This window comes from Paenibacillus sp. FSL P2-0089 (assembly GCF_038595095.1).
Lineage (GTDB): Bacteria > Bacillota > Bacilli > Paenibacillales > Paenibacillaceae > Paenibacillus_AQ > Paenibacillus_AQ silagei.
Genome location: NZ_CP152006.1, coordinates 5,466,657 through 5,492,175, shown reverse-complemented (window position 1 = coordinate 5,492,175; position 25,519 = coordinate 5,466,657). Strand labels below are relative to the sequence as shown.

Below are 25,519 nucleotides of genomic sequence, written 5' to 3'. Positions count from 1 at the left end.
GTGAGTCAAGGTGCTTGTCAAAACGGATCATTTCCAAGAGGCTTCTCCAGCGGGAGAGCAGCAAGTGATATGCAGAAATGCTACGGTGGAGGATGTAGAGCCGCTGTATCTGATGATAGAGGAGTATGCCAGGCAGGGGATTATGCTGCCCCGTTCAAGGCAAGCACTGACCCGCCAGATCGACCAGTTCGTGATCGCCGAGATCGGCGGCAAGTTTGTCGGCTGCGGTTCCTTGTTCCGGCTCGGAAATGACCTTGTTGAGGTCCGTTCGATTGGCCTGAATGATGCTGGCAAGGGCAAAGGTGTAGGAACGATGATCCTGGAGAAGCTGGTTGAAGAAGCGAGACGCCAGCAGATTCCGAAGATTATGGCCCTGACCTATGCTGTGGACTTCTTCCTTAAGAACGGCTTCGATGTGGTGCAGAAGGAGATTTTCCCCGAGAAGGTCTGGACCGATTGTGTGAACTGCAAGAAGCAGCATGCCTGCGACGAGATCGCCGTGCTGAAGAGACTGGACTAATCCGGCGGGCTCTAGCCCCCGGTAAACTATATAATAAGAAACCACTGTTCACCCGGACGCTGATGCTTCAGGGTGACAGTGGTTTTTTGCAGATACAGGTTTATTGTGCGTAGATAAGCTTGCGCTGTTGCTCTACCAGTTCGGCAAGCTCCGGTGTAGCATATGCGGAAGGGTTAAAGGAAGGGGACAGTGTATTATAAGTAATTCCGATGCTGGACCCGTCCGTCATCTCAATCTCCAGCCAGTATTTGTCTCCCACCCAACCCTTGGTCTGCTTGTAGAGCTGCTCGAACGGGATGTATTCCAGCTTGGGGAATTCGCGGATGAACACGGCGTTGGTCTCCGGGGTAAAGTCCATGAGGTCAGAACCGTCATTGCCGCTCACAAAACGGACAGTTTGTATTTTTCCCTCGATATCCAGCAGATCGTTAAGGGTGTTGGCGTCAGGGTTGTTGCGTGCTTCATACAGCCGGTCTCCCGCCCAGAGTCTCGCCGATGTCCTATAGCCTTCTACCTCGTAGAGCGGTGTGCCTGTCTTAAGAGTTGTCGCATCTCCATCCTGCAGCCCAGCGCGTGGACACTCCTGCTCGGATTTGCTGTATGTGATTTTGCCGATCTCCTTGCCTTTGCCCAGTGGGGCGGGGTCAGGACCGGTATCATCGTAGTACATGACGCCGTCCCATTGCAGGATGGATGCATAATTCGCATCCACACCGATGCACTTGACCGGTAAGATTTTACCAGTACAGCCCGTAAGTGCTAATGCAGTTAAGAGGCCTGCGATTATAGCCCATAATGCTGTTTTCTTGAAACGCATTTTTATCACTCCCTGAGTATTGGACGGCATTGTCCGGGAAATGGTTGCGGTGAAATATACAAAATCTTGCTTTGACTAAAATAGGCGCAATCAAGTTGCTGAACTCACTTGACAATGCCGAGGTCAGTTTGGTATTTTTGTATTAGTGGTTAGCACTCATCTCACTAGAGTGCTAACGAATCGGAGCCACAGCCGGATAGGAGGGAATAACATGTTAACTGAACGCCAGAGAATGATACTGAATGCCATTGTCGATGACTATATTTCTTCCGCTGAGCCGGTAGGCTCGCGCAGTATCTCGAAACGCGGGGATGTGGGCTACAGTCCAGCCACGATCCGCAACGAAATGGCCGATCTGGAGGATCTGGGTTATCTGGAGCAACCTCATACGTCGGCAGGGAGAATCCCGTCCCATAAGGGCTACCGCTATTATGTGGATCATCTGGTACCGTGGAATTCCGCCGAAACGGCCGAACTGGGCACGATCCGCGCTTTTTTCGCCGAGAAGCTGAATGCTACAGAGCAGGTTATCCAACATGCGGCAATGATCCTGTCCAATATGACGAATTATACTTCCATCCTGCTGGGACCGGAGGTTTTTCATACTTCATTGCGCCATTTCCAGCTGCTCCCGCTCGATGACAAGACCGCTGTGGCGATTATCGTTACCAGCACCGGGCAGGTAGAGAACCGGACCGTGAGTCTTCCTCCGGAGATATCTGTCTCCGAGATGGAGAAGGTCGTGAATCTGCTGAACAGCAAGCTGGTCAATGTACCGCTCTACAAGCTGAAGAGTCAGCTCTATTCCGAGCTGGGCGAAGAAATGCAGCGCCACATCTCCCATTATGAAGAATTAATGCAGGTGCTGGATAAGGCGCTGGAAAGCGACCATGATCAGCGGATTTACTTAAGCGGAGCCACGAATATGCTGACCCAGCCGGAGTTCAAGGACGTCGACAAGGTGAAGACGATTCTCGATCTGCTGGAGGAGACGCCTACGCTGCTCAAGATGCTCACCCCGGCCAGCAGCGAAGCAGGAATGCAGGTGCGCATTGGTACAGAGAATAAGCATGAGGCTTTTGCCAACTGCAGTCTGATTACCGCCACTTATTCACTGGACGGCAAGCCGCTGGGGAGCATCGGCATCCTGGGTCCGACCCGTATGGAGTACGCACGTGTAATGGGTATTCTGGGTATTCTGTCCCGGGATTTGACAGCAATGCTGGCACACTGGTATAAGTGAACAGAGTGTACTAGTCCATCGCGAATGATATTAAGGAGGTGAAGACAACTTGAAAGAGGAAGAGGTTCAGGAAATGAATGAGAAGAATGACCCCTCGATGAATGACAATCTTGCGGCTGAAGAGACTGATACCACAGCAGACAGCGGCTCATTCACGGCTGAAGAGGCCGGCGAGGCGGCTTCAGGCAATGAGGAATACAGAAAGCTGCAGGAGCTTGCAGATGAACATCAGGCGCGTACCTTGCGTGTGCAGGCTGATTTCGATAACTTCCGCCGCCGGACCCAGAAAGAAAAGGAAGAGCTGGCGCAGTACGCAACGTCTAAGCTCGTAACTGAGCTGCTCCCGGTAATGGATAACTTTGAACGCGCACTGGCGACTCCTGCAGCAGGTGCAGACGCTGAAGCGTTCATCAAAGGCGTGAATATGATTTTCCGTCAGCTGGAGGGAGTCCTTAAGACTGAAGGGCTTACAGCTATGGAAGTGGTAGGGCAGCCTTTTAACCCTGAATATCATCAGGCGATCATGCAGGTGGAGAGCGAGGAGTACGAGGAAGGCATCGTGACGGAAGAGGTCCAGAAGGGCTATCTCCTGAAGGATAAGGTTCTTCGTCCGGCCATGGTCAAAGTCAGCATGTAGATCTGTTCTATATAAGATAATAAATATGGATGAAGCCCCGGGCTTCACATTATTTCTGAGGAGGCACATTACTGTGAGTAAAGTTATCGGTATTGACTTAGGAACCACGAACTCTTGCGTTGCCGTTATGGAAGGCGGCGAAGCCGTCGTTATCCCGAATCCGGAAGGCGCGCGTACAACCCCATCGGTTGTAGGCTTCAAGAAGGACGGCGAGCGCATCGTTGGTGAAACGGCAAAACGCCAGGCCATTACGAACCCGGACCGTACCATCGCTTCCATCAAACGCCACATGGGTACAGGCCACAAAGAAAGCATTGACGGCAAAGACTATTCTGCACAGGAAATCTCGGCAATGATTCTTCAGAAGCTGAAATCCGATGCTGAAGCCTATCTGGGCCAGCCTGTAACTCAGGCGGTTATTACAGTTCCTGCTTATTTCAATGACAGCCAGCGTCAGGCTACCAAGGATGCAGGCAAAATCGCCGGCCTTGAAGTGCTGCGTATCGTTAACGAGCCAACAGCAGCAGCTCTTGCTTACGGTCTGGAGAAATCGGAAGATCACACCATCCTGGTCTATGACCTTGGCGGCGGTACCTTCGACGTATCCATCCTTGAACTGGGCGACGGCTTCTTTGAAGTGAAGGCTACCAGCGGTGACAACCGTCTGGGCGGAGATGATTTTGACCAACTGGTGATGGATTACCTCGTAGCTGAATTCAAGAAAGAGCAGGGCATTGACCTGAGCAAGGACAAGGCGGCTGTTCAACGTCTGAAGGATGCTGCGGAAAAAGCAAAGAAAGAGCTGTCCGGCGTACTTACAACTACAGTATCGCTTCCGTTCATCACGGTAGTTGACGGAGTGCCTCAGCACTTGGAGATCAACCTGACCCGTGCCAAGTTCGACGAGCTGACTGCAAGCCTGGTTGAGCGTACGCTGGGACCTACACGTCAAGCGCTGAAGGATGCCGGAATGACCCCTGCGGATCTGAACAGAATCGTACTGGTCGGCGGCTCCACCCGTATTCCTGCCGTACAGGATGCGATCAAGAAGCTTACCGGCAAAGAGCCTCACAAGGGCGTTAACCCGGATGAAGTAGTAGCCCTGGGTGCTGCTGTTCAAGCGGGCGTACTGACTGGTGATGTAAAAGACGTAGTTCTGCTCGACGTCACTCCGCTGTCCCTCGGTATTGAAACTGCAGGCGGCGTGTTCACGAAGATGATTGAGCGCAACACTACGATCCCTACAAGCAAATCGCAGGTGTTCTCGACCTTCGCAGACAGCCAGCCTAGCGTGGAAATCCACGTATTGCAGGGTGAACGCGAGATGGCGAACGGCAACAAGACACTGGGACGCTTCATGCTGAACGAGATTCCACCGGCACCGCGCGGCGTGCCTCAGATCGAGGTTACCTTCGACATCGATGCCAACGGTATCGTTAACGTCTCTGCTACAGATAAAGGCACCAACAAGAGCCAGAAGATCACCATCACTTCTTCCAGCGGTCTGAGCGACGCAGAAGTGGAACAGATGATGAAGGATGCCGAGCTGCACGCTGAGGAAGACCGCAAGCGTAAAGAACTGGTCGAAGCCAAGAACGGTGCTGACCAGCTCGTATACTCCACAGATAAAGTAATTAAGGATCTGGGTGACAAGGTCGATGCTTCCGAGATCGACAAAGCGAATGAAGCCAAGGACAAGGTGAAGGCTGCACTTGAAACCGACAACCTGGAAGAAATCACTGCCGCTACAGAGGCGCTGAATGAGATTGTGCAGCAGTTGTCCGTGAAGCTGTATGAGCAGGCTGCGCAGGAGCAGCAGGGCGCTGAAGCGGGCCAGGATGCTTCTGAAGGCAATGCCAAGAAGGATAACGTGGTAGATGCGGATTACGAAGTGGTTGACGATGAGAAGAATCAAGGGTAACCTTAGACGATAAGTTCTATGGTGGTGAGAGGGAAGGTCAAGACCGGGGCATCCCGGGTTTTGGCTTTCCTTTTACCTTGTAAATGGGGAGAATTAACGATGTACGGAGGTGAAAGCAGTGGCAGATAAACGTGATTATTATGAGGTTCTGGGCCTCGGAAGAGATGCTTCAGAAGACGAAGTGAAGAAGGCCTACCGCAAGCTGGCGCGCCAGTACCATCCCGATGTGAATAAGGCCAGTGATGCTGAGGCCAAGTTCAAAGAGGTTAAGGAAGCCTATGATGTCCTGAGTGACGGGCAACAGCGTGCGCGGTATGACCAATATGGGCATATTGACCCTAATCAGGGAATGGGCGGCGGCTTTGGCGGCGGTGGCGGAGATTTCGGCGGTCTTGGTGATATCTTCGATATGTTCTTCGGCGGAGGCGGTGGACGGCGTGATCCGAATGCCCCACAGCGCGGCGGCGATTTGCAGTATACGATGACCATTGAGTTCAAGGAAGCGGTGTTCGGCAAAGAGACCGATATTACCATTCCGCGCACGGAGACCTGCGATACCTGCTTCGGCTCCGGAGCCAAGCCGGGTACGAAGCCGGAGACCTGTTCCGTCTGCCACGGCAGCGGACAGCAGGAATTCGTGCAGAATACACCGCTTGGACAGATGCGTAACCGCCGTCCCTGCTCCCATTGCAGCGGCACAGGCAAAATCATCAAAGAGAAATGCACCACCTGCGCAGGCCAGGGCAAGGTGAAGAGACAGCGCAAGATCCATGTGCGTATCCCTGCCGGTGTCGATGACGGTGCACAGCTGCGCATGACCGGTGAAGGCGAAGGCGGCACACGCGGCGGCCCGGCCGGAGATCTGTACATTGTGATCCGTGTGAAGAATCATGATTTCTTCGAGCGCGAGAACAACGATATTATGTGCGAGGTTCCCTTGACGTTCGCTCAGGCGGCACTGGGTGACGAGATTGAGATCCCCACGCTGACCGAGAAGGTGAAGCTCAAGATCCCGGCAGGCACCCAGACCGGCACCTTCTTCCGCCTCAAAGGCAAAGGGGTTCCGCATCTGCGCGGCAACGGCGTCGGCGACCAGCATGTCCGCGTCATCGTAGTCACACCTAGCAAGCTCAGCGATGAGCAGAAGGACCTGCTCCGCCAGTTCGCCTCCTACAACGGAGAGAACACGCATGAGCAGGAACAGTCGTTCTTTGATCGCGTGAAGCGGGCTTTTCGGGGAGACTGAAAGATAACGAATTTATAGCGTAGCAACTAGAGCAAGCCCCCAATCTTGGAAGAGGAGATTGGGGGCTTTTTGCTAATAACGAATAAGGAGGAGCTATGGATAAAAGAGTGGAAGAAATAATTGCTTCACTTGAAGCTATCAGCATTAAAATAGTGGTACCACTTAGAAAAAAAGTTATTAACAAAACAGCATTCAGTGAGCTTTTTGGATTAATGAGTGAATTGCAGAAATTACTTACTAATGAAAAATGGATACAGAAAGAATTAGTGGAAAAATTATTTCACATATATACCCAATTGGATATGCAGGCTGGTTATGTCAAGGAGGAAAAAGTTAAAAATGAATTCACTGCTTATCTTAGCAAAATGAGAAGAAAAATGAGAGAAATCTTTGGCAAGAGGGTGCAAGATACTGAGGAAATTTCAGTTCAAGAGCTTATAGATAATTCGGATTTTGCTAACTTACAAGAAATTATGGATGAATTTAAGAAGTTATACGAGTAGTTTTGTCTAATGTCTTCATATACAAAAGTAAAGCCCCTTCACTTCCCGTATGGGAAACGAAGGGGCTTTATCCTTAGTTTTATGTTTAACACTTTAACGTATTACTTCTTCTTTTTCGATTTCAATTATTTCTCCATCTGCAACTTTTCTATGTTCATAAAGTTCAAATTTACTTCCTACAAAAAGCAAATTTCCTGGTGCCTTCTCAGGAAACAAAAATTCTATATTACAGAGTGTTTCATAGTTATCATAGTTTGAAATAATATTTAGTACAACACTCCAATCCCGATCTGCCACATCATAATGAAAATGTGCAGCTGTTGAATAGTTTATTAAAGGAAACCTCTTTTTCCCACCTTGTTCCGTTGGAATCCAGCTAACTCTAGCTACCACCTTATTATCCATGTTATTTAATCACCTTTACCTTCCCAAACTAGTGTTTAGATCTTCTAGTAGACCATCAGAATTAAACAAGCGATTTCATTCCATAAAAGCGGTGAGGTATGAAGCTGCATTCGTAGTGAAAAAACAGGGATAAGTGTATTCTGTACAACTAAAAACAGTGAAACGGATGGACATCCTCTTCTAATTGTATTTTGTGCAACTACATTTACCCGGATGGACGAAAATCCAGGTATAGGGGCATTTTAATTGCACGAACTACATCTAAACGGAGATTTGGAGGCATATCGGACGATTCAGTTGTACGAATTGCAATTAAGCCTCCCCCTTGCCCCCTAATCGGGGTGAGGTAACCACTCAGCAAACCATTAGTTAAAGTAATTTTCATACGTTTAGAGCTGACGAGCTACTAGGTTGAAACAATATACATAGATGTAGGATATTAAGATTTTAGCATAAAATGCCTCTTTTCCCTTATAACGAATATGGAGGGGCTATGGATCAAAGAGTGGAAGAAATTATTGCTTCACTTGATGGGATTATCATTGAAATAGTAGTGCCGCTCAGAAAAAAAGTGATTAACGAAGCAGCACTCAGCGAGCTTTTTGGATTAATGGGTGAATTGCAGATATTACTTAATATCTACTGTCTTCATAAACAATAGTAAAGCCCCTCCACTTCCTATCCAGGAAGTGAAGGGGCTAAATGTGTTACTCTTTGCGCGGAGCGTTCTACTGAATCAATCCGCTCTTGCTCAGCAATTCATAGAGTGCAGCAGCTGCTGTCTCACGGGTTGCCGGAGCTGTTGGATTGAAGGCAATGCCCGTTTCGCTGACGAAGATGCCGGCTTTGGTCAGGGCTTGCAGACTGTCCTTGGCGTAAGGAGCTACCTTAGCGCTATCGGAGTAGGTTGTGAACGAAGGATTGGCTACAGCCTTCAGTTCAGTGCCTGTCAGCTTCAGCGCTCTGTCCAGAATGACGGCGAGCTCCTGACGGGTTACTTTTTGCGTAGGTGCAAACTTGCCGTTGCCTATGCCCAGAATCAGACCAGACTTGGAGGCTGCGGAGACATCCTTGGCGTACCAGTCCGTTGATTTCACATCGGAGAAGGTTACGCCAGCATCGGTACGCAGACCCAGTGCACGGGTTAAGAGTGCTGTGAACTCAGCGCGGGTCAGATTGCTCTGCGGCGCAAAAGTTGTTGCCGAGGTTCCCTGGATAATCAGTTTGTCGGCCAACGTCTGGATGGCAACCGCTGATTTGGAATTCGCGATGTCTGTGAAGGCTGCTGCCGGTTTGTTGACTGCTGCATACACGGAGAAGCCTGGACGGCTTACGGTCACAAGGGTTGTTCCATCGGCTTGCGGTGTGAAGACAGAAGCAACCGGGGTCACCAGTCCGTCTTTCTCAAACAGTACGCCTGCGGTCTTGGATTCAATCTTGCCAGGTACAGTAAAGGTGCGCTTGATGAACACGTTGGTTGGAACGTTCAAGTAAGTGCTGCCTGTAGCTGTAGTCCATGAAGCTTCATAGGATACCGGGGTTCCGATAACCTGGGCACCCGGAGTACCTGCAATCAGCTTGCTGGCTGCGTCTGGCTCTTGCTTAATTACTAGCTTCAAGCTCTGGCCTGCAGGGGAAGCGGCTAATAAGGATACCGGCAAGGCTACAGCAGATCCGCCAACATTCACAATAAGGGTGCTGCCTGCTTGAATGGCGGACAGTAATTTCACCTGATCAGCAGTCAGGCTCAGTTCAGCAGACTTATCTGAGATGCTGATCAGAGAGATAACAACGGCTGTCTTGACAGTAGCGGCTTTGTCCAGAGCGGCCTTCAGATCGCTGTCGCTCACGGTTACTGTCGTTACACCATCCTTCGATGCGGTTAGAGGTGTTACCGTTACTTGCTGAACGCCTTCTTCAACAAGGGACTTCACAGGTTCTGGAACCACCACAGGTGTTGGCGTAACTACTGTACCGCCACCTCCACCACCGCCGCCGCCATTGTTTCCACTGTCAGAGACAGTGATAAAGCGGAATGAGGTGTAGGCACTGTAGTATTCATCATTGTTATAGTCAATCTTGATCGGTTTGGTGTTATCTTTGGCTTTAATGCCGAGAACCTCAAGCTTGTAGACTCCATCGGTCAGACCCGCCACCGCAGGGTTGCCGTAAGCATCCAAGATTGGATCACCGTTGTGGTCATACGGATGATAAGTGGATGATATAACCGTACTGTAGTTCCCAGGCTCGAAGAACTTATCCGGCGCACCGGTCGTGGATACCTGGAAGGAGCCCTTCTTGGTATCATCAAGACCAATCAGATTTACTTCATAATAGTTAATATCATCTGCTTTCAGCTTGTAGTTCAGAACAGCACTTGAATTGGTATAGACGATCGGCTGGCTCAGTGCAGCTTCCTGAATGCCTGTACCCCAATCAGGTTGTTCGGTCGTCTTATCTACATTGATTGCAAACGGCAAGTGCAGAGTTGGCTGTCCTGCTGCTTCCAGGACGACATTACCTTGCAGCATTTGCGGCACGGTATCAGCAGCGACGGTAACCTTCAGGTTGAACGTGGAGGCACCTTTTGCGGCGGCAGTTACCGATGATTTGTCGAGCGTCGCAGATACATGCTTGGGATCACCATAGTTCCATTCCACGGAAGCAGAATAGGTAAGCGCAGTATCGCTCATATTCTTTAATTGCAGCACTTGGCTAGCTTCAGAACCGGGAAGCAGGGTGCCAAAGCTTGTAGACGGATTGTAGTTGATTACATTCTGCGGGATAAAGTTCTTGTCCAGAATAGAGATCGGCTCTATCGATTGCAGCAAGGCCGGAGTGATGATGGCATTTTCTACATTGGCGCGTCCAGGACCTTGAAGATAGAAATCTTCAGGCGCATCCTGGTAGAACACAGGATCTGCTGTGTTGGCCAGAGCGGCACGAATGTCTAATGGTGTATAAGTTGGATGTGCCTGCTTGATCAGCAGTGCCAAGCCTGCTACATGCGGTGTTGCCATACTTGTACCACTAATACGATTGTATGCTTTGGAATAATCAGTTCCTGGATGACCTTTGCCATAAGCAGGCCACGTAGACAGCACTCCGTCACCAGGAGCTACGATGTCCGGCTTAATGCTTAATTTACCGTCGAAGTTCGGTCCTAGTGAGGAGAAGCTGGTCACTTCATCGCCGGCGGTCATATCCATCGGATATTCGGAGCTGAAAGTAAAGTAAGCAGGTTTGTTGCCGTTAGCAACAATGGCTCTGGCTAAAGCGCGGCCTTGGGAGCCCTTCAGGTCCAGCGTAGGGATGTTGTCATATCCATCGCCAAGGTTGGAACCGATAAAGTCAGAACGGTCAGTATAGCTCTCATCCAGAATAGCTACTTTCTTACCGTCTACTGTCTGGAAATTACCATTGAAGATCACAATAGCTTTGGCACCGTGAGCTTTGGCATTAGCAATCTTGTCTACAAAGGCTAGATCGCCACGGGATACCAGAACAACAGTTTTCTCACCGAAATTTCCTTCCGGGTAATCTTCATTTGCGCCTAAATTAGCGTAGAACACTTTAACCGGCTCTGTTCCAATAATATCGGCAAAGTCTGTTTGACCCAATTCATAGGCCATGACATGGAACGGATTATAGGTGTCATAAGTCACTGAAGTGACTGAACCCGTAATCTCTGCCTTGAACTCACCGGAGAACGCTTTGATAGGGCTATTAACGGCACCTACCGAAATTCCGAGTTGGGAGGCAGCAGGAGAACCCATGGAGAAATAACCTGCTTCTCCATTATTCCCATTTGCAATGACAGCAGTTACTCCAGAGAGAACCGCATTATTAATCGCGATGGAATCTGGGGAGTTCACATCCTTCTCGGAATCGGAGCCGAGCGACAGGTTGATGACATCCATGCCGTCCTTGACCGCACGTTCAATTCCGTCAATGACTTGAGCGGAAGATCCGGAGGAAGTGTTCGGCTTATCAATATTACGGCCCAATACTTTGTAGACATACAGGTCAGCCCCGGGAGCGACACCCTTCTGAGCCACATCGCCTTTAGCTGCATACTGACCGATGATCGTTCCGGCTACATGCGTACCGTGGTAAGTTCCCGCATAGCCTACGCCATACTCGGTATCTTCTTCAGGAGTCAGCGGAACTTCTTCATAAGGATCATTATCCTGATAGAAGGAGTCATAGCCGCCCTTATAAGCCGGGGCAATATCCGGGTGCGTATAGTCCACACCGGTATCAATTACACCGACCTTCAGTCCGGCCCCGGTGAGGCCTTGGTCAGCCGCCCAATCGGCATGAATCTGCTTCAGGGGAGCATTGTCGTTTCTGTAAGTCACTTCGGTCACTGTCTGATCAGGGAGAGCATACCAGGTGCTGTTCGGATAAATGGAAGACACGCCGGAAATCTTCGCCAGCTCAGGGATTTTGTCAGCCGGAACGGTGACTTCAAAGCCGTTCAGAATCGTGTCGTACTTGTAATTGACGGTCAGGTCAATCTTCTTGGCTTCAGCCTTATCCAGTACTTCTTCCTGTTGGCTGTTCACTGCAGCTTCAGTCGCTGTATTGGCGAGCGCTGTAATTCCTTGTCTGGCAGCATACTTGCCGACGGCAGCAGGCTGGCCGCTGAGCTGAACGATAACCCGGATAAGATTTGAGGATTTGGTGTTAATTTGTGGAGAAATATAAGGCTGATTCGCTGGAATCAAGGCTGGAAGATGATTGCCTGATACGGGTGTCTTCAAGCTGCTGGCGGCGAAGGCCGCGCCTGGAATCATACTTGCAGCCACACCCAATGATAAAGTTAGTAATGATAGCTTACGAGGTAATTTTGTCCACTCCAAATGTAATCCCCTCCACAATATGATGTTGGTTCTGGCTTACATCTCTCCTGCTACAGACAGTAGCCGGATTCTCCTTTTCTATTAATCCGGTTTATTTCCGTCAAGATTACTAGGAAAAATATTAAGAAGATTTTACCACTGGTTATTTGTAAAATCTACACAAAATTTATAGAGTTTTGAGAATGTTTTCATTTCCTGCGGAATGTTATATGACACAAATAGACTTATAAAACTACTATGAAGAAATTAAAAGACAAAAAAATACAAAATAACAGATAAAAAAACAATTATCGTCATGAATACTGACATGAATGATGGTTGGAAAAACAGGGCTGAAATTTAGAAGTGTGGCTTCTGGATAATGAAATCTGCGGACTACAGCGGGTGAAATCCAGAACTTCGCTGGAGTCACAGCCAACCCTAAATGTATAAAATCATGTCCGGAAATCCAAAATAGCCAAGTAAGCTTGTACGTTATGGACACCAGGCAGAAAGCGGGGAATTCCCATGTCTGAAAAAAGTATACTGGCCTACTTCAAAACCCCGGAGGAAGCGGAAGGGGTCTCCCGTAAGCTGCAGGCACTGCGTGCAGAGGAGATTTCCATTGACCGGTTCAGCAGGTTTGGGGGAAGCGGGCAGGAGCCGGGAGTAAATCCGGTTACCGGCAATTTGGCGAGCATGGATTCGATGATGGCCGTCAGTGACCATACGGGCATATTAGCTGCGGCGCATACGAGCGGGAGCGGAATGAGCCATGGCGGGGATGGCGGGCCTACAGGCAGAAATATTCTGCTGACGGTTATTGTAGATGCAGCTATTCATGGTCAGGCGATGTCACTGATTGAGGAAGCCGGCGGAATGATTTGAAGCTAAGACAACCAGATTAAGTGGAGGCTGATGGCAAGCTATGGACAGAGAGAACTCGAAGATCTTTTCCAAAACCGAAAAAATGAAAATGCTCTATGAGGCGAAGGCCGAGGATGTTGAATTCTCAGCAGCTGAAGCAGATCAGGATGATATAGAGGCCATGGACCGTTCCCGTGAGGCTGATAAGCGGCAGCTGGGAGAGATTATGAAGAAAGAATAATTCGGTGAAGTCAAGAAGAGATGAGCAGACGAATTGTTGCTACGGATACCCTGCGTAAGTGGGGTATTTTTGTATTTTGGCGTGTATAATGGAGTGATATGCGAGGCCGGGAGGATACATAAGTGAATACAGTGATAATGTGGGTAGGGCTGGCGCTGCTGGTAGCGCTGTTGACCTTCATGAACCAGAAGCAGGTCTATTCCTCGAAAGTGAAACGAGCTTACCGGGAGCTAAGAATGCTTGCTGAAAAGGTTCGAGCAGAACAGTCGGAGACGGGAGATCTGGAGAGCTGGGAAGCATCGCTTGCCGAGATGGAGAAGCATCCGAACGAATTCAACAAGCTGGATAAGGAGATCGGCTTGCGCCAGGCTTTCGTCCAGTATCTGGAGCGGCATTATCCGCAGGATACGAGACTTCCAGAGCTGCAGGAAGCGGCTGCCTACCGGAAGGACAGCGTGTGGGGAATTAAGATAGGGAATTAAAAAATCTTATCATTTTAAAAGCCGAAACAGCCGTTAATAAGAGTAAAGTGAAATAAGCGAGAGTCGTCCGCATATCAGTTAAAAATTGAGATGTATAGGGAGCAGTCAACATGGAAAATCTAGCAGACCAAGCGGTTACAGACGAACTGGTTGTCAAAGCCTTGGAAAAAAACCTTGCCATGATCCGCTTTGATCTGGATCGGCGTGTCGCCTATGTCAATGAGATCTTTGCCCAATCAGTGAAATACAAAGCGGAGGACATGTACGGCATGCAGCACAGCCAGCTGTGCTTCCCCTCATTCGTGAACAGTCCGGATTATGAGTTGTTCTGGCAGAATTTAATGGCTGGCCGGAGCTTCCAGGACAAAATTGAACGGATGGACGCAGAGGGGAATTCGGTCTGGCTGGAAGCTACATATATGCCGGTGTTTGATGAGACAAATACCCATGTCATCGGCGTATCCAAGGTGGCCACTAACATTACGGAGAGACAAAACAACATGAGCCATGTCGTGGAGCTAATGCAGGGCATGGCGGATAGCCTTAATCAGCGTGCGGACAAAGGAATTGAGCGGAGTCAGGAGCTGCTGCTGAGTATTGACAGGATTGCCGAGGTGTCGACCGAGAATACCGAAACACTGCTAAGTCTGCAAAAGCAGGCTGCGGCGATCCGCGGCGTAGTGCAAACCATCCGTGATATTGCTTCCCAGACTCATCTGCTTGCCCTGAATGCAGCGATTGAGGCTGCACATGCCGGAGAATTCGGCCGGGGATTCGATGTGGTGGCCAAGGAGGTAAGAAAGCTGTCTGCGATGGTGCAGGATCAGATTACCGAAGTCCGGGACAGTGTCCAGGCCATTACGGAAGAGGTCGGCAGAATATCAACGGGATTGAACCAGGTGCAGGATAATGTGCAGCTCAGCCAGCGGCAGATTCAAGTGGCGCTGGATGAATTCACGCTGATCGCTACCTCTGCACAGGAACTGGACAACCAGGCGCGCGAGGTCATGAATATTATCTAAGCTGTGCTTGCTCTGAAATAGAGCAGTTATTCCCGGACAATCTATTGTAAGCAGTATGCAGCCTGTGCTTTTCAGGTGGACATGCTGCTTTTTTAGTACATATAGCTGGATATGCTGCTGAAAATGAACCTTTTGAAGCCCGGGGTTGTTATAAAGGTAATTCAAACAAGAAAGGAGGGCATGCTCAAGTGGGCAACAGGGAATTATTCCAAACCTACAGCAAGGAGGTATATCGTACCTGCTATTATATGGTACACGATGCTGCCGATGCTGAGGATTTGTGTCAGGAGGTATTCATCACTCTCTTCCGCAGCGAGTGGCAGGGCATTGAATATCTGAAGGCCTGGATTATGAAAATCACCGTCAACACCTGCCTGAACCACCTGAAGCGCAGGAACAGCCTGCAGCAGAAGCTGACGGCCCATCTCCATATGTTCAGGGAGAATCCGCAGCCGCTGGTAGACAAGCTGGTAGAGCAGAAGGAAACGAAGCTGGAATGGGCGGGATACATGTCCCGGCTCCCGGCGAAGATCAGGGCGGTGCTGACCCTGCGGTATATGCATGATTTCAGTCTGGAGGAAATCCGCAAGATGCTGGATATCCCGCTGGGAACTGTGAAGTCCAGACAGCATAAGGGGCTACGGATGATGAAGAGGATTCTGGAAGAAGCGGGCGTTCAGCCCATAACGAAGGAGGACGATGAATATGGACAGAACCGAAGCACAGTTAAAGCGTCGCTTAAATGAGGATCAGGAGCTGAATTACCCTGATTTCGAGCAGATGTGGGGCAGAATGGAGCAGGCTGGATATGCATCATCCAAAGGCGGCAGTCGTGCGGGAGCAGGGAGCCGCGTCCGCCACCGCAACTGGCGCAAGGTCACTGTAGCAGCCTCATTCAGTGTAGTGCTAATGGCCGTTCCTGTGTATGCCGCCGTGCAATATGATTGGGGCAGCCTGCTGGACCACCGGAGCGGGGTGGAGGCGGCGCTGTCACAGAACCTGGGCCAGCCGCTGGGCCAGACGATCACCAAGGATGGAGTAACGTTGACGCTGCATACAGCGCTCACCGATGAGAACCGGACAGTGATTCTGTATAGTCTGGATGTGGGTCCGGACGGGGGCGACGGCAAGCTGTGGAACATCAATGGAATGACTCTCAAGGATGGCCCGGGACGCAGCGGCAACCAGGAATTCAACAATCAGCAGTGGGACGAGAAGAACAAGCGGTACAACGGTTATTTCGAGACGGACTGGACGCCGGATCAAGAGACGGCCAAGGTAAGTCTGACGGCTGAGCGGATTCAATTGTACTCGCAGCAGGAGGTAGACTTGAAGCTGGATACGGACTCGCCGGAGCGGCAGAGCTTTCCTGTGAACCGGGATGGACTGGAATCCTTCAGCGTACAGCCCTTTAAGGAAGGTACTGACCATCTGATGCTCTCCACTGCCGCCATCTTCGATGATCCGGAAGCCAAGAACTGGGCCTTTCCGCAAATCACTGCTTACCGGGGAGGGCAGCTTGTAAAGAACTCCCGGGCAGGAGCAATGGGTAAGCCGGGAGATAACGGAGAATACACCTCGGTTCAGTATTACAAACCTGCCGATGTGCCGAAGGATCAAACCGTCTATAAGCTGGATTACACGAAGCTTGAAAGGAACATCGACGGTCCTTGGGCGTTTGATTTTGAACTGAGCAAGAAGAAGATGGCGGGCGCGACAATCAAAACTGCGCTGGATCTGCCCCTGGAAGCAGGAAATACAGATAATCGTATTGAGCAGATGGTTGTGACACCTACGCAGGTCCGTGTATCGGTTCGCAGCAAAGCTAAGCCGTTCTCTGAATTGCCGTATGTCAATTATTCTCTCGAGGTGGGCGGCCGGACGCTGGAAGGCGGATTATGGTATTCCATGTCTGAGGACAAAGAGCTGATTGCAGTGCGCTTCGAGCGGCCGTCGGACCTGGAGATTACCAAAGACACGCCAATGACGCTTGTAGGTAATTATAAGGTTACCCGGCATGGGGATGATAAGAAGCCGCTTCAATTAACCAACATCTCCAGCGAGAAGCAGACGGTGATCCGGGAGACCGGCGGTTATCCGGTACAGTGGACCTACTATATGCAGGGTGAGGATCTCTATGTGGAGACGAGGAGCGATGATCCGAAGTTTGGCGGCGTGAACCAGACTCATATCGGTACCGGTAAGGACCGGATCGTAAGTAAGATCGTTTCAACGAAATTCCGCGGAGACGGAAATAACCGGAGCATTGATGTTTATGAGAACTTCAAGGGAACAGAAGCTTCAATATACATGTTCTTCTACTCTACCAATGAACCGGACAAAGAGACACGGGTACAGCTGCAAGGACAATAATAACATTATTTCATTATTTTAATGGGAAGAACCTTGTGTTCTTCTCTTTTTTTCGTATACAGTTAGAAGATATGGCTATAAATAGCTGCCAGAATTATAAGACAAAGGAGAGAATAACTATGGAAATTAAGCGCTGCGACTGGGTAAACTCGGACCCGGTATATATAGCTTATCATGATGAAGAATGGGGCAAGCCGCTGGTTGATGACCTGAAGCTGTTCGAGCTGCTGATGCTGGAGGGCATGCAGGCCGGGCTAAGCTGGTATACGGTGCTGAAGAAGCGGGAGGGCTTCCGCGAGGCTTTTGACGGCTTTGATCCGGAGAAAATCGTGCTGTATGGGGAGGACAAGGTCGAAGAGCTGATGCAAAATGTGGGGATTGTGCGCAACCGTCTGAAGATTAAGGGAGTGATTACCAATGCACAGGTGTACCAGCAGATCTGCCGGGAGGAAGAGGGTGGCTTTGCCGGTTATTTGTGGAGCTTTGTCGGCGGGACGCCGGTGGTGAATCACTGGAAGAACAGAGCCGAGGTTCCCGCGACGACCCCACAGTCCGATCTGATGAGCAAGGCGCTCAAGCGCAAAGGCATGAAGTTCGTCGGCTCGACGATCTGCTATGCATTTATGCAGGCTTCCGGGATGGTAGATGACCATGCGCTGGATTGTTTTTGCCGCAGCACCCCGTCTGCCGTAGAGAGTTGAACGCAGTTTGGCGCTGAACGGGTAAGAAATGCTATACTAGCTAAGATAAGCTTCGAGGGACATTATGCTCCCAAAACTGAGTCTATGCTTCCGAAGTAAGTTTGTTCGAAGCAGAATCGAGAGAAGTAACGCTCACAAACTTTTAGGAGGATTCATTACCATGCTATGGCAAGAATTGACGGTACATACAACCGAGGAAGCACAGGAGATGATATCCAATCTGCTGGTTGAGGCCGGAGCGGGCGGAGTCTCTATTGAAGAATCCGGGACGCTGAATAAAAACCGGGATACACGTTACGGTGAACTATACGATGAACCGCTCAATGACATCCCCGAAGGGGAAGCGGTCATTAAAGGATATTATGCGGAATCGGTGGACATGGACGCGGTTGTGTCCGAGGTGACGCCAAGGGTGGAAGAGCTGAGAGAGTTCGGCATCGACCCCGGGCTGGCACAGATCTCCTGGAAGACGGTGGATGAGGAGGATTGGGCTCATGCCTGGAAGCAGTACTTCAAGCCGCTGCGCGTCTCGGAGCGGCTGACTATTAAGCCGACATGGGAAGAATATACTCCGGCCTCTGCGGATGAAAAAATTATTGAGATCGACCCCGGCATGGCCTTCGGAACCGGGACGCATCCGACAACGGCGCTGTGCCTTCGCGCTCTTGAGAAGCATATTGTCAGCGGTGACGAGGTCATCGATGTAGGTACGGGCTCCGGCATCCTTGCTGTCGGAGCGATGCTGCTCGGTGCCGCCTCTGTCCTGGCGCTGGATCTGGACCCGGTCGCCGTAGAGAGTGCCCGTGAGAATGTGGCGCTGAACCGGCTGGAGTCAGCAATCACCGTGAAGGAGAGCGATCTGCTCTCGCTGCTGGGCGGTGAGGGGGCGGCGGATACCGCAGCCGGAGAGATGTGGCCTTCAGCCCGGCCAAGCAATACGGCTGACCAAGAGGCCGTTCCTGTTGTTGCCCCGGTGGCAGACGGGCTGGGAGTGACTCTGCCGGTCCGTTTGGTCGTGGCGAATATTCTGGCCGAGATTATTGTGCTGTTCACAGACGATGTCTACCGTGCGCTTCAGCCGGAGGGGATCTATATTACCTCGGGGATTTATAAGGATAAGGAAGGGCTGGTCGCGGAAGCGCTGAAGTCTTCCGGTTTCGAGATTTTAGAAGTAACCCGCGAAGAAGATTGGGTGGCGTTCACAGCCGGAAAGAGGTAGACATGGGTTCCCTGGATCAATTTTTAGTATATCCTTTACAGCAGCTTCCGTTTTTTCTGATTACGATTGTTATTGCGTTTACGGTGCATGAATTCGCCCACGCCTATTTTGCCAATAAATTCGGGGACCCTACAGCACGCCTGCTGGGCCGTATGACCTTGAATCCGGCGGTGCACTTTGACCTCTTCGGCATCATTCTGCTGCTGATTGCGGGCTTCGGCTGGGCGCGTCCGGTTCCCGTGAACCGGGATAACTTCCGCCGTCCCCGTCTGATGGGTGTCATCGTATCTGCCGCCGGGCCTATCAGCAATCTGCTGCTGGGTATTCTGGGCGCGCTGATCTATGCGATTCTTGTGGGAACGGGCACGATGGATTCGATTAAGAACGAGCAGGTGCTCCGGGCGCTGATCTGGTTCTTCGGGATGTTCATTCACTTCAACTTTTTCCTCTTCGTATTTAACCTGATTCCGCTGCCGCCGCTGGACGGTTACCGGATCGTAGAGGATATCGCACCGCGTCCGATCCGTGGAAGACTTCAGCAGTATGAGCAGTATACGGTGTTCCTTTTCCTGCTGATCATCTTCATTCCGGGTCTGCGCGCCTATACGATAGAACCGCTTAGCTACTGGGCGACACGTACGGGTAATGATTTCTTCCAGCTGTTCCTAAGGATGTTCGGGGTCTGAGAACGTCAGTAAGGACGGGGGCTGTTCAGTGCATGGCAAACGTTGTAGAATATAATGTGATTATTAAGTAGATGAATGATACGTGTGAAGCGGCGGCCGGGACCTGATTTGGCGGGGACTACGCCGCTTTTACGCTGAATAACGGACAGAATGAGGTTGAGAGATGCAGCGTTATTTCGTAACTCCGGCACAGTTCGGACAAGACAAGGTTAGCATTGACGGTGAAGACGCCCGCCATATCGCCAAGGTCATGCGCGGCAAGGCCGGGGACAAGCTGATCGTCAGCGACGGCGTGGCCCGCGAGGCGCTGGCCGAGATTGCTGACATAGAGATTGGACTCGTTACCGTGAACATACTGGAGCCTCTGGCTATGACTCATGAAGCGCGCATTCAGATTACTGTCGCCCAGAGCCTGCCCAAAGGGGACAAGCTGGAGACAGTCATTCAGAAATGCACGGAGATCGGGGCTGTAGCCTTCACGCCGTTCCTCTCAGAGCGGACCATCGTGCAGTACGATGAGCGCAAGGAGAGCAAGCGGCTAGAGCGCTGGCGCAAAATCTGCAAGGAGGCTGCCGAACAGGCGCACCGGAATATTGTTCCGCAGGTGCATTCACCGCTCAGCTGGAAGCAGCTGCTTCAGAGCTTCAGCAGCTATGACGCCGTCTATTTCTGCTATGAGAAGGAAGAGGGCCTCCAGCTCCGCAGCGCAGCCGCGCCATGGCTGGCATCGCTTCCGCAGGAAGCTGCGGCTAAAGTGATGATTGTTGTAGGGCCGGAGGGCGGCTTCAGTACGGAGGAATGCCGACTGGCTGAGGAGGCCGGAGCCGTCTCTGTCGGGCTGGGGCCGCGTATTCTGCGCTGTGAAACCGCAGGTATGGTTGCCGCCGCCTGCATTTTATATGAATCCGGAGAAATGGGAGGAGCTTAAACCATGCCATCTGTAGCTTTTTATACACTGGGCTGCAAAGTCAATTTCTATGATACCGAGGCCATCTGGCAGCTCTTTAAGAATGATGGATACGAGCAGGTAGATTTCGAGGGGGCCGCCGATGTCTATCTGATTAACACCTGTACAGTGACCAATACGGGCGACAAAAAAAGCCGGCAGATGATCCGCCGGGCGGTCCGCCGCAATCCAGACGCCATCGTAGCGGTTACCGGCTGCTACGCGCAGACCTCACCTGGAGAGATTCTCGATATTCCCGGAGTCGATCTGGTGATCGGCAACCAGGACCGTGAACAGATCATGACGCATGTAAAGAATATTCAGGAGTCACGCCAGCCCGTGAATGCGGTCCGCAACATTATGAAGACGCGTGAGTTCGAGGAGATGGATGTGCCCGGGTTCGCTGACCGGACGCGGGCGTTCATGAAGATACAGGACGGCTGCAACAACTTCTGTACCTTCTGCATTATTCCCTGGTCGCGCGGTCTGTCGCGCAGCCGTGATCCGAAATCGATTGTCGCCCAGGCGCATCAGCTGGTGGAGGCCGGATACAAGGAATTCGTGCTGACCGGCATCCATACCGGCGGGTACGGGGATGATCTGGACAACTACCGCCTCGCTGACCTGCTCTGGGAGCTGGATAAGGTGGACGGGCTGGAGCGTGTCCGCATCAGCTCCATTGAAGCGAGCCAGATTGATGAGAAGCTGCTGGAGGTGCTGAACCGCAGCACCAAGATGTGCCGCCATCTGCATATTCCGCTCCAGGCGGGCCATAACGAGGTGCTGAAGGCGATGCGCCGGAAGTATACGACGGAAGAGTATTTTGCCAAAATGCAGCTGATCCGTCAGGCCATGCCGGATGTGGGCATCACAACCGATGTGATCGTCGGCTTCCCGGGCGAGACGGATGAGATGTTCCGGGCAGGCTACGACTTCATGAAGGCGGTCAACTATTCGGAGATGCATGTCTTCCCGTATTCCAAACGGACCGGAACCCCGGCTGCACGGATGCTCAATCAGGTCGATGAGGAGATCAAGAATGCGCGTGTGCAGGAGCTGATCGATCTATCTGAAGAGATGCAGCTGGCTTATGCCAAGCGCTTCGTGGGACAGACTTTGTCCGTCATTCCAGAACGGGCCGCCAAAGGCTCGGCGGGACGCAGCGTACAGCACGGCTTCAGCGACAACTATCTGCAGGTGCTGTTTGGCGGCGACGATTCGCTGCAGGGCGAGCTGTGCCAGGTGAAGATAACCGAAGCCGGCGTGAATGAATGCCGGGGCGAGCTTGTCAGTGTTAGCCGGACGGCAGCTGGACTGCACGAAAGCGTCCGCTAGGACAGGTGCTTGCGAATGAAAGGATGTCTACTTAGCCGATGAAGGCGATTAGGCATCCTTTTTTCGTCAGCCCGTAGTTATCTATATCAATTGGACTTGAAAATATACAGACAGGGAAAAGTGGCGGAGGCATTTTATATAGTTACAAAGACCTGAATTTGCCCGGGAATCGTGAAATATGGAAAATGGGGTAAAGACTTGGGACGGTTTTGTCGATATAGTGGAAGAGAGTGGCAAAAAAGTCCACCGATAATCAGACCGTCTAAGGAGAGAACAGATGACCGTGTACAGGAAAATGACAAAAACGCTCCTCATTATGATATTGCTCGTTGTGGCCGCTTTTCCGGTAAACGTCTTTGCCGCTGCTGGAGACACTATCTCTATTGAATTCGACAGCTCAGCCAAGGTAGAGCTTACCGTTGGCCAGTCACCGAAGCAGCTTAAGCTATATGCCAATGTAGAGGGCTCCGCTTCCAAACGGGATGTGACGGCAGCCGCAACATGGACCTCTTCCAAGAAAGAAGTAGTTACAGTATTAAATGGCCAGCTTACACCGGTGAATTCCGGAACGGCGATAATTACAGCAACTCTCAATAATGCGATAGCCTCTGTAGAGGTGTCGGTCACCCATGCCTTCAAGGAACTGAAATTGACCCGCAGCACAGAGGGCAGCTATAAATTAGGCGACAAAGAGGAATTGCTGTCTGTTACGGCCACCGCCATCGGCGGAACATCGGCCACTGCGGAGAAGGATGTCACGAAGGACACGGAATGGAGCAGCTCGAATACAGGCGTGCTGACCATTGCTGCAGGCAAGATTACGCTGGTCGGTGAAGGTAAGGCTACCATTACCGCCAAGTACAAAGGGTTAACCGAAACGATCAAAGCGGTGGTAGAGCTTCCTTATGCCGCTATTGTACTGAAAGACAAGAAAGACACCATCGTCAAGGAAATGGAAATGCTGGTCGGGGACCATCCGGCCAAGCTGACCGCCAAGACCAAAGCCACTTCGGCAAGTCCGGAGATTACCCTGGGCAATGAGGTGGAATGGAGCAGCTCCAGCGAGAGCGTAGCTACTGTTAAAGACGGTGAGATTACCATCCTGGGCGTGGGTAAAACGGTCATCACCGCAAGCTATCTGGGTGTCACCCAGTCGGTGGATGTCTATGTGCGTGCGCCTTATGAAGCGCTGCTGCTGACGCCTTCCGGCGACCAGTCGCTTTTCCTGGGGGAGAGTCTGAATGTAACCGCAGCAATGCGGAATGCTGTCAATTCAACCTCGAACGAAACAGCGTCCGCCGTTTGGACCTCGGATAACCTGATGAATGCTACAGTAACCGCCAATACGGCGGATGCAAGCAACGCTTATGCCACTGTTACGGGTAAAGCGGTAGGAACTTCAATCATTAAGGCCAGCTATCTGGGCATCAGCAAAAGCTTCAAGATCACCGTCTATCCAACCCTGACGGAGCTGGGCCTGGAGAAGACGGAGCAGGAAATCTACACGGCGGATGCAGTAAGCCTGCCGAAGGTGACCGGAACCAAGTATGACGGCACCAAACTGGATATCAGCGATGAGATGGAGTGGACCTCTGCGAATGAAGAGATTGTCTCCATCAAGGACGGGAAGTTTGTCGGCGGCAAGGCAGGCACAGCGATCCTGACCGGGAAGCTCAAGACGGGTGAAGTGACCTCTGCTTCGGCTGCGGCGATCCGCTCCAAGAGCGTTCAGTTTAATGTAACGGTTCAGAATAAAGTGCTTGTCCTGATCGGACCCGATGCTGCTCTGGGAGTAGTGATTGGTGAAGAGCTGCCACTGCCCGCTGTCCAGGCTGTGCTGGAGAATGGCGACGAGCTGGATGTATCGGGAACCATCAAATGGGAGCTGAGCGGCAGCAATGCGGTTCTTAAGCAGACAACTGCCGCCAAGACCATCAAGGGACTGGTCAAAGGTACGGCAACCCTGAAGGGAACCTACTCCAACAAGACCATCAGTGTTCCGGTAACGATTGAACAGAAGGTCGTGAAGCTGGTGGTGGACCCGGCAACGCTGGAAATGAACATCAAGGCGTCCAAGTCCATTAAGGCCACCGGATATTTTTCAAACGGCAAATCTGCCAACTTCTCAGGGGTAATGAACTGGGAATCTTCGAACCCGGCTGTGGCTACTATTAAGGGAACTTCCGTCAAAGCATTGGCTGAGGGTACAACTACCCTGACCGGTTCCTACCAGGGCATTCAGGCGACGGTTAAGATAACGGTTGTTCCCAAGCTGATGAAGCTTACAGTCAGTGAGAACCGGCTGAGTCTTGCACCGGGCGCAGGCAAAAACGTAGTGGTAACCGCGCTGTATGATACCGGCCGCACTGCAGTTGTCACAGGAAGCATGGTCTGGACCAGCTCCAAGCCTGCTGTCGCCAAGGTGAATGCCACTGGGATGATTACAGCAGTGAGCAAGGGAACCGCATCTATTAAAGGAAAACTGGGGACTAAGACAGTCTCGGTATCTGTTAGCGTGAAATAGTGTAATACTGCTTGCGGTTTGAGCGGCAACAAGACCTGCACATTCGTCTATATGGACGGTGTGCAGGTTTTTTTGTTTATGGTGAGGAATCGGAATGCTCAAGATTATTAAGGAGGGAGGAGGGGTATCACATTTAGATGCGAATGTATGTTCCTTTTATTATATACAATCCCAAATAAATGGAATACAATCACATTAGAACAAGCTCAAACCTATAACAGGAGGCGAAACATATTTCTATACCACATGATGAAGCTTTCAAAAAGCTGCTGGAGACGTTCTTTGAAGAATTCATTGAGCTGTTTTTTCCTGAGCTGGACGCCATGCTCGACTATGGTGAGACCCGGTTTCTGATGCAGGAACTGCTTGTGGATAGAGCCGGACACGCTGGAGATGTCTATTCCGGAGCATTCCATTCTGCGCTTCCAGTTCCTTAAGGTGGAGCTCCGTAAGCAGAACTGGCGGCGGTTCATCGACTCAGACAATGCGGTGGCAGCTGCGTTATTAGCGAAGGTGGGGTATACTACAAGAGAGGCGAGAGAAGTACGGCGGGAATTCCTGCGGATGTTCATCAAGCTCAGGACACGATTGGATCAGGGGCGGCTGGCGCTGATTATGTCAGTGGCGGATTTGTATTTCAAGCCGGACCGGACACAGGATGAGGAGATTCTAAGAGAATTAATCGATCATTACCCGGAGGAGGGAGAAGTCATTATGGAATTGATGCCAGCCTGGAAGCGTTGGGGATACGAAGAGGGCAAAGCGGAAGGTATTGAGGAAGGCAAAGCTGAAGGAAAAGCGGAAGGAAAAGAAGAAGGTCAGGCGGAGCTCATCCGTAAATTGCTGCTTAATGGATTTTCTCCCGAAGCGGTCTCTAAGGCTGTTGAATTGCCGCTGGATAAGATTAAGAAGCTGATGTAAATATAGACCTGGGGTGATGGCGCCCTAGGTCTTTTTTGAAGTATAATGAGGACTGCGATTACGATT

The 25,519-nt window shown here is 51.1% G+C and carries 23 protein-coding genes; 20 read left to right on the top strand and 3 right to left on the bottom strand.

Translation table 11 applies throughout. The annotated features are described in order from the left end of the window. Positions 1 to 112 precede the first annotated feature (112 nt). The gene (locus NST69_RS23005; RefSeq protein ID WP_339257594.1) at positions 113 to 520 is read left to right on the top strand and encodes a GNAT family N-acetyltransferase; all 408 of its coding nucleotides are present in this window, start codon (positions 113 to 115) and stop codon (positions 518 to 520) included. 100 nt (positions 521 to 620) lie between these two features. Here the strand turns inward: NST69_RS23005 and NST69_RS23000 are convergent, their stop codons facing one another. After that, positions 621 to 1,337 (bottom strand): hypothetical protein, encoded by a 717-nt coding sequence (locus NST69_RS23000; RefSeq protein ID WP_342547239.1) that lies wholly within the window; start codon positions 1,335 to 1,337, stop codon positions 621 to 623. 211 nt (positions 1,338 to 1,548) lie between these two features. Between NST69_RS23000 and hrcA the strand changes: the two genes are divergently transcribed. The 5 genes from hrcA to NST69_RS22975 all read left to right on the top strand — a co-directional run bounded on the left by hrcA (position 1,549) and on the right by NST69_RS22975 (position 6,887). Further along, positions 1,549 to 2,580: a heat-inducible transcriptional repressor HrcA gene (gene hrcA / locus NST69_RS22995; protein WP_036732236.1), complete on the top strand. Its 1,032-nt coding sequence runs from the start codon at positions 1,549 to 1,551 to the stop codon at positions 2,578 to 2,580. Between the two features lie 49 nt (positions 2,581 to 2,629). After that, entirely contained in the window at positions 2,630 to 3,217 is a 588-nt protein-coding gene (grpE, locus tag NST69_RS22990) for a nucleotide exchange factor GrpE (RefSeq protein ID WP_036732234.1), read from the top strand. A gap of 73 nt (positions 3,218 to 3,290) precedes the next feature. After that, positions 3,291 to 5,138, top strand: a complete 1,848-nt coding sequence (dnaK, locus tag NST69_RS22985) for a molecular chaperone DnaK (RefSeq protein ID WP_036732232.1) — start codon at positions 3,291 to 3,293, stop codon at positions 5,136 to 5,138. A gap of 118 nt (positions 5,139 to 5,256) precedes the next feature. Next, the gene (gene dnaJ, locus NST69_RS22980; RefSeq protein WP_209872156.1) at positions 5,257 to 6,384 is read left to right on the top strand and encodes a molecular chaperone DnaJ; all 1,128 of its coding nucleotides are present in this window, start codon (positions 5,257 to 5,259) and stop codon (positions 6,382 to 6,384) included. A 95-nt stretch (positions 6,385 to 6,479) separates the two neighbouring features. Beyond that, positions 6,480 to 6,887: a hypothetical protein gene (locus NST69_RS22975; protein WP_342547238.1), complete on the top strand. Its 408-nt coding sequence runs from the start codon at positions 6,480 to 6,482 to the stop codon at positions 6,885 to 6,887. Between the two features lie 93 nt (positions 6,888 to 6,980). Here NST69_RS22975 and NST69_RS22970 read toward each other — a convergent pair whose 3' ends face one another. After that, entirely contained in the window at positions 6,981 to 7,292 is a 312-nt protein-coding gene (locus NST69_RS22970) for a hypothetical protein (RefSeq protein WP_342547237.1), read from the bottom strand. A 493-nt stretch (positions 7,293 to 7,785) separates the two neighbouring features. On the opposite strand from NST69_RS22970, the gene NST69_RS22965 reads away from it, so the two are divergent. Continuing rightward, positions 7,786 to 7,953, top strand: coding sequence for a hypothetical protein (locus NST69_RS22965; RefSeq protein WP_342547236.1), 168 nt, complete (start codon positions 7,786 to 7,788; stop codon positions 7,951 to 7,953). A gap of 67 nt (positions 7,954 to 8,020) precedes the next feature. On the opposite strand, the gene NST69_RS22960 is transcribed toward NST69_RS22965, so the two are convergent. Next, a complete protein-coding gene (locus NST69_RS22960; RefSeq protein WP_342547235.1) occupies positions 8,021 to 12,091 on the bottom strand; it encodes a S8 family serine peptidase in 4,071 nt (1,356 codons plus the stop codon). Between the two features lie 573 nt (positions 12,092 to 12,664). Here NST69_RS22960 and NST69_RS22955 point away from each other — a divergent pair. From NST69_RS22955 to NST69_RS22895, 13 genes are all read left to right on the top strand, one after another. Next, on the top strand, positions 12,665 to 13,024 hold the full coding sequence (locus tag NST69_RS22955; protein ID WP_340950798.1) for a hypothetical protein: 360 nt from the start codon (positions 12,665 to 12,667) through the stop codon (positions 13,022 to 13,024). Positions 13,025 to 13,064: 40 nt separating this feature from the next. Beyond that, positions 13,065 to 13,244 carry a YfhD family protein gene (locus tag NST69_RS22950; protein WP_036732220.1) on the top strand — a complete coding sequence of 60 codons (180 nt, stop codon included), beginning with the start codon at positions 13,065 to 13,067 and terminating at the stop codon, positions 13,242 to 13,244. A 122-nt stretch (positions 13,245 to 13,366) separates the two neighbouring features. Continuing rightward, positions 13,367 to 13,726, top strand: coding sequence for a hypothetical protein (locus NST69_RS22945; protein WP_342547234.1), 360 nt, complete (start codon positions 13,367 to 13,369; stop codon positions 13,724 to 13,726). Between the two features lie 110 nt (positions 13,727 to 13,836). After that, on the top strand, positions 13,837 to 14,748 hold the full coding sequence (locus NST69_RS22940; RefSeq protein WP_036732215.1) for a methyl-accepting chemotaxis protein: 912 nt from the start codon (positions 13,837 to 13,839) through the stop codon (positions 14,746 to 14,748). A 188-nt stretch (positions 14,749 to 14,936) separates the two neighbouring features. Beyond that, positions 14,937 to 15,494, top strand: coding sequence for an RNA polymerase sigma factor (locus NST69_RS22935; protein WP_209872145.1), 558 nt, complete (start codon positions 14,937 to 14,939; stop codon positions 15,492 to 15,494). After that, on the top strand, positions 15,454 to 17,121 hold the full coding sequence (locus NST69_RS22930; RefSeq protein WP_342547233.1) for a DUF4179 domain-containing protein: 1,668 nt from the start codon (positions 15,454 to 15,456) through the stop codon (positions 17,119 to 17,121). Before NST69_RS22935 ends, NST69_RS22930 begins: the two co-directional genes overlap by 41 nt. A 119-nt stretch (positions 17,122 to 17,240) precedes the next feature. Further along, the gene (locus NST69_RS22925) at positions 17,241 to 17,822 is read left to right on the top strand and encodes a DNA-3-methyladenine glycosylase I (protein WP_342547232.1); all 582 of its coding nucleotides are present in this window, start codon (positions 17,241 to 17,243) and stop codon (positions 17,820 to 17,822) included. Between the two features lie 160 nt (positions 17,823 to 17,982). Then, complete coding sequence (prmA, locus tag NST69_RS22920; RefSeq protein ID WP_342547231.1) at positions 17,983 to 19,041, top strand: 50S ribosomal protein L11 methyltransferase; 1,059 nt, start codon at positions 17,983 to 17,985, stop codon at positions 19,039 to 19,041. A gap of 2 nt (positions 19,042 to 19,043) precedes the next feature. Beyond that, positions 19,044 to 19,727, top strand: coding sequence for a site-2 protease family protein (locus NST69_RS22915; protein ID WP_076082558.1), 684 nt, complete (start codon positions 19,044 to 19,046; stop codon positions 19,725 to 19,727). A 163-nt stretch (positions 19,728 to 19,890) separates the two neighbouring features. Then, complete coding sequence (locus tag NST69_RS22910) at positions 19,891 to 20,655, top strand: RsmE family RNA methyltransferase (RefSeq protein WP_036732204.1); 765 nt, start codon at positions 19,891 to 19,893, stop codon at positions 20,653 to 20,655. A 3-nt stretch (positions 20,656 to 20,658) separates the two neighbouring features. Next, entirely contained in the window at positions 20,659 to 22,008 is a 1,350-nt protein-coding gene (gene mtaB / locus NST69_RS22905) for a tRNA (N(6)-L-threonylcarbamoyladenosine(37)-C(2))-methylthiotransferase MtaB (RefSeq protein WP_342547230.1), read from the top strand. Positions 22,009 to 22,285: 277 nt separating this feature from the next. Continuing rightward, complete coding sequence (locus NST69_RS22900) at positions 22,286 to 24,532, top strand: Ig-like domain-containing protein (RefSeq protein ID WP_342547229.1); 2,247 nt, start codon at positions 22,286 to 22,288, stop codon at positions 24,530 to 24,532. Positions 24,533 to 24,898: 366 nt separating this feature from the next. Further along, positions 24,899 to 25,453 (top strand): hypothetical protein, encoded by a 555-nt coding sequence (locus tag NST69_RS22895; RefSeq protein ID WP_342547228.1) that lies wholly within the window; start codon positions 24,899 to 24,901, stop codon positions 25,451 to 25,453. Positions 25,454 to 25,519 lie beyond the last annotated feature (66 nt).